The 13,102-nt window shown below is 71.1% G+C and carries 13 protein-coding genes; 7 read left to right on the top strand and 6 right to left on the bottom strand.

Features of this window, described 5'->3' with window-relative positions; all coding sequences use genetic code 11:
- Positions 1-114: 114 nt before the first annotated feature.
- From ACV7GQ_RS12910 to ACV7GQ_RS12930, 5 genes are read left to right on the top strand one after another with little or no spacing between them, the layout of a single operon-like run.
- Positions 115-1,356: a glycosyltransferase family 4 protein gene (locus ACV7GQ_RS12910; protein ID WP_470310644.1), complete on the top strand. Its 1,242-nt coding sequence runs from the start codon at positions 115-117 to the stop codon at positions 1,354-1,356.
- Positions 1,349-2,272, top strand: coding sequence for a glycosyltransferase family 2 protein (locus tag ACV7GQ_RS12915; RefSeq protein WP_470310645.1), 924 nt, complete (start codon positions 1,349-1,351; stop codon positions 2,270-2,272). Before ACV7GQ_RS12910 ends, ACV7GQ_RS12915 begins: the two co-directional genes overlap by 8 nt.
- Positions 2,269-3,486 (top strand): glycosyltransferase family 4 protein, encoded by a 1,218-nt coding sequence (locus ACV7GQ_RS12920; protein ID WP_470310646.1) that lies wholly within the window; start codon positions 2,269-2,271, stop codon positions 3,484-3,486. Before ACV7GQ_RS12915 ends, ACV7GQ_RS12920 begins: the two co-directional genes overlap by 4 nt.
- On the top strand, positions 3,480-4,250 hold the full coding sequence (locus ACV7GQ_RS12925; protein WP_470310647.1) for a glycosyltransferase: 771 nt from the start codon (positions 3,480-3,482) through the stop codon (positions 4,248-4,250). The genes ACV7GQ_RS12920 and ACV7GQ_RS12925 overlap by 7 nt, the downstream gene beginning before the upstream one ends.
- Positions 4,251-4,299: 49 nt before the next feature.
- Entirely contained in the window at positions 4,300-5,772 is a 1,473-nt protein-coding gene (locus ACV7GQ_RS12930) for a lipopolysaccharide biosynthesis protein (protein WP_470310648.1), read from the top strand.
- A gap of 3 nt (positions 5,773-5,775) precedes the next feature.
- Here ACV7GQ_RS12930 and ACV7GQ_RS12935 read toward each other — a convergent pair whose 3' ends face one another.
- Positions 5,776-7,743 carry a hypothetical protein gene (locus ACV7GQ_RS12935; protein WP_470310649.1) on the bottom strand — a complete coding sequence of 656 codons (1,968 nt, stop codon included), beginning with the start codon at positions 7,741-7,743 and terminating at the stop codon, positions 5,776-5,778.
- An 89-nt stretch (positions 7,744-7,832) separates the two neighbouring features.
- Here ACV7GQ_RS12935 and ACV7GQ_RS12940 point away from each other — a divergent pair, with 89 nt between their 5' ends.
- Positions 7,833-8,240: a cupredoxin domain-containing protein gene (locus ACV7GQ_RS12940; RefSeq protein WP_470310650.1), complete on the top strand. Its 408-nt coding sequence runs from the start codon at positions 7,833-7,835 to the stop codon at positions 8,238-8,240.
- A 1-nt stretch (position 8,241) separates the two neighbouring features.
- On the opposite strand, the gene ACV7GQ_RS12945 is transcribed toward ACV7GQ_RS12940, so the two are convergent.
- The 3 genes from ACV7GQ_RS12945 to ACV7GQ_RS12955 are packed head-to-tail and all read right to left on the bottom strand — an operon-like array spanning position 8,242 to position 10,166.
- Positions 8,242-8,625, bottom strand: coding sequence for a hypothetical protein (locus ACV7GQ_RS12945; protein WP_470310651.1), 384 nt, complete (start codon positions 8,623-8,625; stop codon positions 8,242-8,244).
- 50 nt (positions 8,626-8,675) lie between these two features.
- Positions 8,676-9,590 carry an NAD-dependent epimerase/dehydratase family protein gene (locus tag ACV7GQ_RS12950; protein ID WP_470310652.1) on the bottom strand — a complete coding sequence of 305 codons (915 nt, stop codon included), beginning with the start codon at positions 9,588-9,590 and terminating at the stop codon, positions 8,676-8,678.
- A 45-nt stretch (positions 9,591-9,635) separates the two neighbouring features.
- Positions 9,636-10,166: a metal-dependent hydrolase gene (locus tag ACV7GQ_RS12955; protein ID WP_470310653.1), complete on the bottom strand. Its 531-nt coding sequence runs from the start codon at positions 10,164-10,166 to the stop codon at positions 9,636-9,638.
- A 101-nt stretch (positions 10,167-10,267) separates the two neighbouring features.
- Between ACV7GQ_RS12955 and ACV7GQ_RS12960 the strand changes: the two genes are divergently transcribed.
- Positions 10,268-10,540, top strand: coding sequence for a DUF8044 family membrane protein (locus tag ACV7GQ_RS12960; protein WP_470310654.1), 273 nt, complete (start codon positions 10,268-10,270; stop codon positions 10,538-10,540).
- Here ACV7GQ_RS12960 and ACV7GQ_RS12965 read toward each other — a convergent pair.
- Together ACV7GQ_RS12965 and ACV7GQ_RS12970 are read right to left on the bottom strand one after the other, a co-directional pair.
- On the bottom strand, positions 10,537-11,202 hold the full coding sequence (locus ACV7GQ_RS12965) for a DUF7982 domain-containing protein (RefSeq protein ID WP_470310655.1): 666 nt from the start codon (positions 11,200-11,202) through the stop codon (positions 10,537-10,539). The two genes, ACV7GQ_RS12960 and ACV7GQ_RS12965, sit on opposite strands and share 4 nt — an antisense overlap.
- Before the next feature lie 78 nt (positions 11,203-11,280).
- Positions 11,281-13,086: a glycosyltransferase family 2 protein gene (locus tag ACV7GQ_RS12970; protein ID WP_470310656.1), complete on the bottom strand. Its 1,806-nt coding sequence runs from the start codon at positions 13,084-13,086 to the stop codon at positions 11,281-11,283.
- Positions 13,087-13,102: the final 16 nt, after the last annotated feature.

Consider the following 13,102-nt stretch of genomic DNA (forward strand, 5'->3'; position numbering starts at 1 on the left):
TCTCCGATAGCCCCGCCCCGGAAAGCATAACATCCCGCTCGGCGATACAGTAGGACGTACATACCGTCTCCCGGTCCACACGGTGCGGCGCGGGTGACATCACATCCAGCCCTCATGTCAGACGACCCGATATCTCGAAGCAATCCAGTCGCGGGGTCGGACGGCGGACCGTCCTACCGCGTCCTCGGCTGTGCGACCGAGCACCCGAACCACGTCTTCCAGGTCCGCACCCCGTTCAACCACCGTTCGTTCGACGCACTGAACGCCACCGGCGTCGACCTCGACGTGGTGTCGCCGACGCCGTTCGCCCCGCCCGTCGGCCCCTACTCCGAGTACCGCCACGTCCCGAAGACCGAACAGTGGGGGTCCTACCGCGTCCACTACCCGCGCTTCCTCTACATGCTCCCGAAGCGGTACTTCTATCACGTCTCGGGCAACTCCGCCCGGAAGCGCGTGAATAAGTACGTCGAGGAGACGTTCGAGACGCCCCACGACGTGGTACAGGCCTGCGGGTTCTACCTCGACGGCTACGCCACGCTGGAGTACTGCAAACGCCACGACATCCCGCTGGTGGCGCTCTCGCACGCCGGCGACCTGAAGAACTTCGACCGGTTCAACGACACTGTCCAGTCACACATCCGCGAGACCATCGACTACTGCTCGGCCGTCCTCACGGTCAGCGACGAACTCAGCGCCGTGGCCCGCCGGTTCGCGCCGGCGAGCAAGGTCACGACGCTGCCCATCGGCGAGGACCCGGAGAACTACCCGACCGACCGGCGCGAGGCCATCCGCCGAGAACTCGGCATCGCCCCGGAGACGAAACTGCTCCTGTTCGTCGGTCGCTTCGAGAAGGAGAAGGGCGTCCGCGACCTCGTCGCCGCCCTCGAGTCGCTGGACCGCGACGACGTCGCCGTCGCCGCCGTCGGCCACGGCGGGGCGCTCCACTGGTGGTTCCTCGACCGGCTGGGCGAACTGCGCCACCCGGCCCACGCCTACTGGCAGCTCGATCCCATCGCCGTCCGGCGTCTCCACGTCGCCGCGGACCTCCTGGTCCACCCCAGCCACTTCGAGGCCCGCCCGACGGTCATCTACGAGGCGATGGCCGCCGAGACGCCGGTGCTGGCGTCGAACGTCGGCGGCATCCCGGAGATGGTCGTCGACGGCGAGACCGGCGTGCTGGTCCCCCCACACGACCCCGAGACGCTGGCCGCGACGCTGGACCACCTCCTCGACGACCCCGAGCGACTCCGCGAGATGGGCACAGCGGGCCTCGAGCGGCTGCTCGACCAGCAGTGGACGTGGAAGCGCCACGCCCAGCGCCTCACCGAGATACACCGGGAGGTCATGCGTGTCTGACCCCCGCGTGAGCGTCGTGATTCCGGCCTACCAGCGGGGTCACATGGTCGGCCGGGCCGTCGACACCGCCCTCGCACAGACCGTCGCTGACATCGAGGTCCTCGTCGTCGACGACGGCTCGACCGACGACACGCGAGCGGTGGTCGAGGGGTACGACGACCCCCGGGTTCGCTACCTCGCCCACGAGACGAACCGCGGCGTGAGCGCCGCCCGCAACACCGGCGTCGAGGCGGCCCGCGGCGAGTACGTCGCCTTCCTCGACTCGGACGACGAGTGGCTGCCGCGGAAGCTAGAGCGCCAGCTCGCCGCTATCGACGCCCGGGGCGAGGGGTGGGTCGGTGCCTACTGCGACGTCGCGACGTCCGGTAGTTCCCTGCTGGGGCGTGTCGCCGCGGCCGTCTCTGACCGCCTGTTCCGTGGCGCTGCGCCCCGCGAGGGCGGGCGGGAACTCGCCGCGTCGCTGCTCGCGATGCAGGTGTTCATGGGTCCGGGGTCGACACTCGTGGTCGAGCGGCGCGTCTTCGAGGCGACGGGCGGGTTCGACGAGGGCCTCTCGGCGTATGAGGACTGGGACCTCGTCCTGCGAGTCCTCGCCGTCGGGAACCTCGCGTACGTGGACGAACCGCTCGCGCTGACCCACTTCACCGGCGACGCGCCCGCGGCGACCTACGTCGAGAACGACCGCCGGTACCTCGACCGGAACGCCGCCCTCGTCGCCGAACTGGAGGCCGAAGGCGTCCCGGTCCGGCGCGTCCACCGGATGGGTCTGGTCGGGCACTACCTCGCCGAGGGACGGTTCGGCGAGGCCGCCGAGTACCTCGACTGGGAGACGGTCACGCGGCCGAAAGACCTCGCCCGACTGGCGTTCTGGTCGGTGCTGGGTCTCCGGTCGCTGGCGGGGGGTCGGAGCGGATGAGCGCGTCGGACGGTGCCATCGGCGACCCCTACCGCGTGCTGGCCTGTTGCATCCACCACCAGAGCCACGCCCTGCCGGTCCGGTCGCCGTTCAACCACCGGTCGTTCGACGCGCTGAACCGGACCGCCGCCGACCTCGACGTGGTGGTGCCGACGCCGTTCGCCCCGCCGGTCGGCTCCTACTCCGAGTACTCGCGGGTCCCCCGGACCGAACGCTGGGGGACCTACGTCGCCCACTACCCCCGGTTCCTCTACGCGGTGCCGAAGCGGTACTTCTACCACGTCTCGGGCGACTCGCTCCAGAAGCGCGTCACGAGGTACGTCGAGCGCACCTTCGAGACGCCCCACGACGTCGTCCACACCTCGGACATCTACCTCGACGGCTACGGGATGTTGCGGTACTGCCGCCGGCACGACCTGCCGCTGGTGGTCAACAGCCACGCCGTCGACCTCCACAACTACGAGTCGTTCAACGAGCAGGCGCAGGCCCGCATCCGCGAGACGCTGGCGTACGCGGCCCGAATCGTCGTCGTCAGCGACGAACTCGCGACCCGCGCCGCCCAGTTCGTCCCGGAGTCGAAGATCCGGACCGTCCCCATCGGCGAGGACCCGTCGCGGTTCCCGACCGACCGGCGCGAGCAGATCCGCGACGAACTGGGCATCGGCCCGGAGACGACGGTGCTGCTGTCGGTCGGCGCCTACGCCGAGGAGAAGGGCCTGAAGGAACTCGTCGCGGCCGTCGACGCCTTAGACCGGGAGGACGTGATGCTCGTGACCGTCGGCCACGAGGGCGACCTCCGGTGGTGGCTCCTGGACCGCCTCGGCAAGCTCCGTCACCCCACCCGGTCGTTCTGGCAGCTCGACCCCGTGGCGCTGCGGCGCTGGCAGATAGCCGCCGACGTGCTCGTCCACCCCAGCTGGGCCGAGGGGCGGCCGACGGTCATCTACGAGGCGATGGCCGCGAAGACGCCGGTCGTCGCCTCGTCGGTCGGCGGCATCCCGGAGATGGTCGTCGACGGCGAGACCGGCGTGCTGGTCCCCCCACACGACCCGGAGACGCTCGCCGCGACACTGGACCACCTCCTCGACGACCCCGGGCGACTGCGCGAGATGGGGGCCGCCGGCCACCAGCGACTGCTCGACCAGCAGTGGACGTGGCACCGCCACGCCGAGCGCCTCAACGAGATCCACCGGACGGTGATGGCCGAATGGTGACCGACCCGACCGTCTCGGTCGTCGTCCCGTACAGTCCGCAGTACACGCCGGCTGAGATGCTCGAAGAGGCGAAGGCGACCGTCGCCGCACAGACGGTGCCGACCGAACTGCTCGTCGTCGACGACGTCGACACCGGCCCCGCGGACGCCCGCAACGCCGGTCTGGACCGCGCCGCGACGCGGTACGTCGCCTTCCTCGACGCCGACGACCTCTGGGAACCGGACAAACTCGACCGGCAGCTCGAACGGATGGCCGAGACGGGCGCGGGCCTCTGTCTGGCCGGCGACCCGATGACCCTCGACGAGTTCGTCTACGAGGCGTTCGTCGGCGACCTGGACGAGGTCACGTCGGCCATCCTCGTCGACACCGACCGGGTCGGCGTCCGGTTCGAGTCCTCGCTCCGCCGCGGCGAGGACACGCTGTACGTCCTCGAAGCCGCGACCGAGGCGGGCGTCTGTCTCTGTCCGGACCTGTTCACCCGCCGCCGCCACGACCGGAGCATGATGGCCTCGGGACTGCCCGTCGAGGAGTACCTCGAACAGGCCAAGCGGTTCGGCTATCTGGTCGACCAGCGGGTGCCGGCAGCCCACCCGTACACCGACATCTACTACGTCCAGTTGTTCACGACCGTCGGGCGGGCCTACCACCGAGCGGGGGCGTACGACCGCGCCGTCGCCTACTTCATGCGGGCGCTCCGTATCTCGCCCCACCCGTCGACGGCCCTCGCGCTGGCCCGGACACTGGTCGCGCGGGTGATGCCGTGATGGTGGTCGACAGTCCCGGGCCCGCGCTCGCACTCGAACGGACCCCACGATGACCCGAGACGCCGACCGCCCCGCCGGGTCCGTCGGCCGCCCGACGATGCCCCGGCGGTTGAACTTCGCCAGAGCGGGCGGCCTCCTGCTGGCGCTCGAAATCGTCGGCGTCGTCGTCGGGTTCGGGTCGACGGTGTACTTCGCCGGCGCGCTCGGCGCGACGGCACTGGGCGTGTTCTTCCTGTTCGAGGCCGTGCTGAGTACGCTCGGCACGTTCGCCGACTTCGGCATCAACGGGGCCGTCGAGAAACGCATCAGCGAGGGCGGGGACGCCGACGCGCTCCTCGCGGCGGCGCTCCTGCTCAAGGGTGGCCTCCTGCTTGGACTCGCGGCCCTCGTCGTCCCGTTCCGGGGCGTTGTGAACGGCTACGTCGGCGCACGGGTCGTGGTCCCGCTCCTGGTCGCCGCCGTGCTGTACCAGCTGTCGATGCTCACCGTCCACGTCCTCCGGGCGGAGCTGCGGGCCGACGAGACGGCCGTCCTCCAGTTCCTGCGGCTGGCGACGTACGTCGTCGTCGCCGTCGTCCTCGTCCAGTTCGACGCGGGTGCGATGGCGCTGGTCTACGGCCTCGTCGCCGGCTACGTCGTGTTGCTGGCTGCCGGCGTCGTCCGGATGGAGACCGGGCTGGCCCGCCCCTCGGTCCGGCACCTGCGGACGCTCGTCGACTACGCGAAGTTCAACGGCGTCTGGGGACTGGGCGGCCACGTCTACAACACGATGGACATCCTCGTCGTCGGCCTGTTCCTCTCTGGGGCCCACGTCGCCAGTTACGAGCTCGCGTGGCGGGTGACGGTGATGACCGGCATCGTCGGCGGCGTCGTCGCGAACACCGTCTTCGCCCAGATGAGCGCGTGGGACGCCAGCGGCGAGCGAGCGCGCATCGCGCCGACGGTCCGGGACGGACTGGCCGCGTCGCTCGTCCTCGTGATTCCCTCGTTCGTCGGCGTCGCCCTGCTCTCCGAGCAGCTACTCGGCCTCGTCTTCGGACCGGAGTTCCTGCTGGCGGCGACGGCGTTCGTCGTGCTGATGGGCGAGAAACTGGTCGCCGCCGTCAACAACGTCTTTGACGCGGCGGTCCGGGCCGTCGACCGACCCGACGTCGGCGCCTACGCGACGGTGGCGTCGCTGACGCTGAACGTCGTCCTGAACCTCCTGCTGGTACCCCGGTACGGCCTCGTCGGAGCCGCCGCCGCGACCGGGACGGCGATGGCGGTCAACACCGTCGTCCTCGGCGGGTTCCTCCGGCGCATCGTCCCGCTCTCGTTCCCGACGGACGTGGTCGCGTGGTGTGCCGGCGCGGCGGCGGTGATGGGCGGCGTGTTGGTCGTCGCCGGCACCGTCGCGCCGGCGACGCTCCCCGGCCTCGTCGCACAGGTGCTGCTGGGCGGCGTCGTCTACGGTGCCGTCCTCCTCGCCTCGCCCTCGCTCCGTGCGAGACTGCTGGCGACGGCCCGGCAGTTCGGGGCGTGACCCCTACCCAGTAACGTCGGCCGCCGTGGTGCCGTTCTCGCCGTAGAGGCCGCGGAACCCGTCCGAACTGTGGTAGACACGGACCGAGTCGGTGGCGTACACGACGTTCGACCGCGCCTCGGTCGCGGCGAACCGCTCCTCCGAGACCGTGAAGACGTTCTGCTCGCTGCTCCGCAGACTCAGCCCGAGCGCGACGAGGTGGTCGGTCCAGCGGTCGCGCACCACGAGGAAATCGGCGTCGGTCCGGAGCCCGTCGGGCCGGGCGCGGAGGACCCGCGTGGCGTTGTAGGCCGCCGTCTCGAAGGCGCGGTTGGTCACCTTGTCGGTGGCGACGTCGTCGGAGCCGTACGTCTCGACGAACTCGGCAGTGGTTCCGATAGCCCGGAACTCGGCGTCGGTCATCGACACCTGCTCGCGGCGCTCGCCGGTGTAGACGCCCTCCACGTCGTCGGCCGTGAGGACGGTGAACGCCGTCGCGCCGCCGAGCGAGGCCACCACCAGGAGCGCGACGGCGACGTACCGGCCGTCGACGGCGAGCGCACGGCGGAGGCCGACGGCGAGCGGGAACACCGCGACGAGCGTCACGACGAACTTCAGCCGCTCTAGCTGCGGGACGGGAATCGGCAGCGGGAGCAGCAGTCCCGACAGGCCGAGGCCAGTGACCGCGAGCGTGAAGCCGCGCCGGTACCGCCCGAGGTGGTCCAGTAGTTCGTACGCCGCGAGCAACAGGAGCGCCCCGAGACCGGCGGCGTAGACGCCCGTCGGCGTCAGCAACCACCGGCCCGCCCGCCCGACGCTGTCGGCGGGGAGCGTGACGCCGTAGGTGTACAGGCGGGCGGGCGGGACCGTCGCCACGTCGAACAGGACGCCCAGCGACAGTTCGACGATGCCGACGACGATGCGGCTGGGCGAGTACGACCAGTACGCGAGCAGGAGCGCCCCGCCGACGACGCCGGGGAACAGCCAGCGGTACCGCAGCGTCGACCAGCGGCCACCCGAGACGGTCGGGAGGAGGTACGGACGCGCGAGCGCCACCGGAACGGCCGCGGCCACGACCCCGGCGAACAGGAGGTACGTCAGGTGGTGCGTGACGACCATCGTCCCGACGAGGAGGAGGGCGAACACCGAGAGGCGACGGTAGGTCCGTTCGTCGCCGGCGTCAAGGAGCCGGCTGTTGACGTAGACGGCGACGAGCAGGAGGACCGACGCCAGCGCCTGCGGGTAGAAGTACAGCGCGTGGTAGCTGAAGAACTCCAGCACGACGACCGAGAGGGCAGCCGTCAGCCCCAGTCGCGTCGACCCGAACACCGACGCGCCGAGGAGGTACGCGAGCGGGACGACCAGTGTGAACAGGAGGATGCCGGTCAGGACCAGAGCGTCGTACGCGTCGAGGCGGGTGAAGTGCGTGACGGTGCCGACGAGGAAGTGAAAGACCGGGTAGAGGTCGTAGCCGTGGGGGACAGCCGTCGTGTAGCGGGCCGAGATGAGCGTGTCGACGGCGGCGACGTGGGCGAACGTGTCGGTGCCGCCGAAGTAGAACCCGGTCGTGAGGTACTTCCCGAGACGGCCCGCGAGAAAGAGCGCCGAGAGCTGTGTCACGACGGCCGGGACCGACGGCTCGGCGCGTATCTGCAGGGCGACCAGCACCAGCCCGAGCGGCAGGGCGACGGCGAACGGGAGCAGGCGCGAGCCGAGCAGCGCCGTGGCGACGACGGCCCCGCCGGCGAGCACGAGGACGACCTTCGTCGTCACGCTGGCCGGGATACGGCGGTCGACCGCGGGAAACTCGCCGCGGGAGGCGACGAAGAGCACCAGCGCGACGACGGCACCGACGAGCGTGAACCCAGCCCTGAGGAGCGTGGGCCGGCCCAGGAGGTCGAGCGCGTACAGCGCCGACAGCCCTGCGGCCGCCAGTAGACAGACGGCGACCGGGACGTACTCGGCGCGGCGGAGGGTCGGAGCGGAGACCATCGGGGTTCGTTGGAGGCTCTTTCGCTGGCGGCAGCAAAAGTGTTGCAGTCGCCGACCAAGCTTAACCTGCTGGCGAGCGTCTGGAACGTATGCACAGACGGACGCTACTGCGGTTGGGTGGGGCGGGACTGGTCGGCGCGCTGGCCGGGTGTGGCGGGTCGGGCGACGACGGACCGAGCGAGACGCGCGTGGCGATGACCGACGACCTCGTGTTCGACCCGAAGGAGGTGACGGTCGCCGTCGGCGACACGGTGGTGTGGGAGACGACGGGGTCGGTGGCCCACAGCGCCACGGCCTACGAGGCCGACCTGCCCGACGGCGCCGCCTACTTCGCCTCCGGGGACTTCGAGAGCGAGTCGGCCGCCCGGCAGGCCTACCCCGACGGCAGCGTGGGGTCGGGCGAGACGTACCGCCACACGTTCGAGACGCCCGGCGAGTACCCCTACTTCTGTATCCCCCACGAGTCCGGGATGCGCGGCACCGTTGTCGTGGAGTGAGTCAGCCCGCACCGAGCGTACGGACCACGGAGAAGAGGGCGAGTCCCGCGCCGAGAGCGACGAGCGACCGACCGACGACGAGCGACGGCCACAGCGCGTCGGCGGTCGCGGTCGACCGCCGGTGGCGACAGACGACGGCCGCGCCGATACAGAGCGCGACCACGCCGTGGATGGCATACAATCCCAGCCCGAGAGTGAGGGCGAGGACGTAGGCCCCGACGTACGCGGCGGGGGTGAAGAGGAGCTGGGGCCACGGCGAGACGTCGTGACGGTCGAACAGGCGGAGAAAGACCGTCGGGAAGTACCACGAGGCCGTCCCCGTGAACAGCAGGAACCCGGCCAGGGCGACGCCGATGACGGCGTCGGTCACGGTCTCGGGGAGCATCGACACACGGTAGCGAGCGGCGGTTGAAAGTCGTTCCCCTCCGGCGCTGCTCACCCGAGATAGTCGGTGAGACCGGCCTCCAGCGAGACGGTCGGGTCGTACCCCAGTCGCTCGCGGGCCTTCGTGATGTCGGCGACGCTCTCGCGGATGTCGCCCCGTCGCGGCTCGCCGCTCGTTATCTCGGCGTCGGGCGCGACCCGGTCCCGTATCGTCTCGGCGACGGTCCGGATGGTCGTGCCCGTCCCGGTGCCGACGTTGAACGCCTCCCCCGTCGCGTCGGTGGTGGCCGCGAGCAGGTTCGCCTGCACCACGTCCGCGACGTCGACGAAGTCCCGCGTCTGCTGGCCGTCCCCCTGCACGGTGAGGGGGCCGCCACCGCGGGCCTGCTCGGTGAACGCCGTGATGGCACCGGCGTAGTCCCCGCCGGACTGGCGCGGTCCGTAGACGTTGAAGTACCGGAGCGCGACCGTCGGCAGGTCGTAGAGGTCGGCGTACAGCCGACAGTAGTGGTCGCCGGAGAGTTTCTCCAGCCCGTACGGTGAGGAGGGCTGTTTCGGTGCCGTCTCGGCGACCGGCATCGACTCGGGCGCGCCGTAGATGGCCGCGCTGGAGGCGAAGACGACCCGGGCGTCCTGCCGGCGGGCGGCCTCCAGCACCGACAGGGTCCCGTCGACGTTGACCGCGTGGCTCGTCGTCGGGTCCGCGACGGACTGGGCGACGCTGACGACGGCCGCCTCGTGGAAGACGAGGTCGACGCCGTCCATCGCCCGTGCGAGCGCCGCGTCGTCGCGTACGTCGCCCTCGACGAGCGTCACGTCGGCGGGCACTCTGGCGCGGTCACCGGTGAGGAGGCTGTCGAGGACGCGGACGTCGTTCGTCGGTCGGAGCGCGTCGACGAGGTGGCTCCCGACGAACCCCGCCCCGCCCGTCACGAGGACGGTCTGCTCGGCGACAGTCGCAGTCATAGCCTACCGTGCGCGAGGGGCGACCAAATAGCCGTGGGTGCGGCGTCAGTCGGGGCGCGGGGGCCGCCACGTGGGTGCTCGCCAGACGTGTACGAGGACGACGAGCCCACCGACGGCGGCGAGCGCCAGGTGGCCCAGCGCGTTCGGCGACTCCCCGATAGCGCGGAGCAGTTCACCGAAGCCGATGGCGGTGTCGTACGGGTACGCCGGCAGGAACGGCCACAGGAGGAACGTGAGCTCCTCGACGCGCCAGTAGTACAGCGCCACGTAGGTGTCGCCGAGGAGGTGGCTGGCGTACCCCAGCCAGAACGCCACGCCCACCTCGGGGTGGGCGCGGTGCCACGCCACCGCGAGGACCAGCGCCGAGAGCGGGACGGCGAGGACGAGCGAGTGTGCCAGCGACCGGCCCGAGGGGATGACCCCGACCCACCACGCCAGCGGCTTGTCGACGAGGTCCGGGAGTTGCGTCGCCACCAGCACCGCCGCCAGCTCCGCCCGCGAGACGCGTCGGCGGAGCACCAGCGCCAGCACGACGAGGAGGGCGTAACCGAAGGCGGCGTGGGTCCAAGGGTACATTCGCGTACCGACGAGACGGGGGCCGACGGCTTGAACCCCCCGCTAGGCGACACCTACCGGACCCCGTGGGATTATGCGCCTCGCCGGCGTAGCGACCGGTGATGACGACCCACAGACAGCGCCGCTTCCTGTACGCGCAGGTCGGGCTGACGCTGACCGCCACCGCGCTACTGGCGACTGTCGGGGCGCTCACGCTCGAGTACGTCTTCGTCGTCTCCTTCCTCGGGTTCGTCGTGTTGACCGCGCTGACCGCGCCGCTCCACGCACGCCCGCGCTGGCGGTCGCGGCTCCGTTGGCCGCTGCTGGCCGGTGCGGTCGTCTTCCTCGTCCTCGTCGGCCTCCGCACGCTGGAGAAGTTCGTCGGGTCGCTCTAGTCCCAGCGGCAGGTGACGACGAGACGGTCGTCCTCGGCGGTCGGTTCGACCCGGACCGGACGCCCGACGACCCGGGCGAGACCGACGCCGACGACGGAGACGACCGGGTGGTCGAACAGTGCGTCGGTGCCAACGGCCGGTCCGGTGACGGTCACCTCGGCCCCGGCGGCGGTCGTGTGGCCGGTCGCGCTGTCGGCGAGTTCGAGGTCCGCGACGAGGCAGTCGACGAGCACCGGGAGTCGGTCGGACGGGTCGGCGGCCGTCTGGTCGTCGGCCACCGACGTGTCGAGCGTCGTCAGCAGGCGCACGCCGACGGGGTCTACGTGGGTATCGTGTCCGTCTGCGGTCAGCGTGACCGACTCGCCATCGGGGACGTATTCGGGCGGGCCGTCGCCGGCGAGTCGGCGGGCGTTCGCGCCCATCGTCGCGGCGAGGTCGGACGCGACCCGTGCCGGCACCGTCCGCTCCGTCGCGACGAACTGGAGCAACAGGGCCGCGAAGAGGGCGGTGCCGCCCCACGCGAACAGCAGGGTCTGGAAGGCTGGCACCGCGACGCCGGCGGCGGCGAGGCCGACGCCGACGACGGCAAACACCGGGACCGGGTTCCGGTCACCGAACCGGTCTCGGAGTCGGCCGCCCGCGGCCGCGTGGGTGCTATCCACGGCGCCTCACCGTCCCACGGGCCGCCAAGACAGGGTCCATACCGCTGTCCAGTCCTGCCGCCGGTTTAGCTGTTCCCCTCACTGGCCCAGCCGTTTCATCGTCGGGTGGCCGTTCAGGACGTACATCATCAGCGCCGTGATGCAGAGCAGCGTCCCGCCGATGGCGAACATGACGGCGATACCGAGCTGGACCGGGTAGAACGTCCCCGCGTCGACGTACTGGACGAGCAACAGGAGCGTGACGCTCACGCCCAGCAGCGTCGTGATGGCGCCGGGCAGGCCGACGATGACGAGGGGGCGGCCGTACTCGACGGTCCAGACGATGTTGCGGACGAGGTCCAGTCCGTGCGAGAGCGAGCCCTGCGTGCTGGCGTTCGCCACGTCGTAGGAGATGGTCGTCCCCACCTCGGCGACGCTGAGGCGGTTCCGGTGGGCGTGATACAGGATGTCCGTGCTCGCGCCCATGTTGTTGCCGATGGTCTGGTCGCTCGCCAGCGAGCGCACCGCCCGCCGGCTGTAGGCCCGGTAGCCGCTCTGCGTGTCGCGGACCCACCCGCTCGGCCGGAGCTTGCCGAGGCTGACGTTCGTGAGGTTGTTGATGACCGCCAGCCCGAGCGACCGGACGAACGGTATCTTCGACCGCCGCTCGCCGACGTAGCGACTGCCGATGACGATGTCGGCGTCGTCCCGGGATTGGGTCTCGACGAGCATCGGGATGTCGCCGGGGTCGTGTTGCCCGTCGGCGTCGATGACGACGAGGTGGGCGGCGTCGCGGTCGGCCGCCTCACGGAACAGCGTCTTCAGCGCCCCGCCGTAGCCCTGGTTGCGGTCGTGGACGACGACGGTCGCACCGGCCTCGCGGGCACGGTCGGCCGTCGCGTCGCGGCTCCCGTCGTCGACGACGACGACCTCGTCGGCGTACGACGCGGCACGGTCGACCACGTCGGCGATGCTGTCGGCGGCGTTGTACGCCGGAACCCCGACGACGACGGTGGGCGTGTCCCGTGCGACACTCCACTGCTCGGGGATGGCGACCACCTCGTAGTCGGCGTGCTCGATGGCGGCGAGCGTGCGGTCGTAGTCGATGCGCGGGCAGTCGCGGGTCTGGAGGACGATGCCCGGCGAACCGCGCTCTCTGGCGGTCCGGGAGAGCAGTCGGTTGAGTTCCGCCTGCGACGCCCGTCTCGACGGCGGCGAGAGGACGACCGCGCCCAGCGAGGCGAGCGTATCGAGCGGCTCGGCGCCCTCGTCCAGTCCCGAGTAGGTCACGAGGACTGGGTGGCCCCGACGGCTCGCCCGGAGGACGGTCCGGATGGCGGCGTCCCCGTTGGTCGGGGTGAGGACGACGCCGATAGTCACGTCCTGCATCGCCCGCGCCGCCTCGGCCGTCGTGTCGTCGGGAATCGAAACGAGAGGGAGGGTGTCGTCGCTGCGACCGGGAACCGACGCCGTCGCCACGTCCAGCACCGTCGTCGCGCCGTCGGCGGAGACCCACCTGACCGTCGGCGCCGCCGGTGACGCCCCATCGCCCGAGAGCGGCACCACCTCGTCGACTGTCGGGTCGGACACGGCGGCCTCGCCGGGACCCTCGAGGAGGTAGCCGACGGTGGTCGACTCGCCGGGTTCGACGGCGGCCTCGACGGCGAGCCGGCCGTCGCTGAACGTCCCGTCACCCGCCCCCCGGTCGCGTCCGCTGAGCGTCGCCGTCGCTGGAACGGGGTCCGAGAGACTGACCGCGACGGGGTCCGAGAGACTGACCGCGACGGGGTCCGAGCCGTGCGTCCGGACGGCGAGCGAGACGAGCCGTCGGCCGCCGTCGACGTCGGCCACCGTCTTGGTCACTGCAACGTCGTCCGACTGTGTGTGCGCCGAGTCGTGTTCCACCGTGAGTCCTCCCGTA

The sequence above is a fragment of the Haloarcula sp. MBLA0163 genome, from assembly GCF_055632435.1.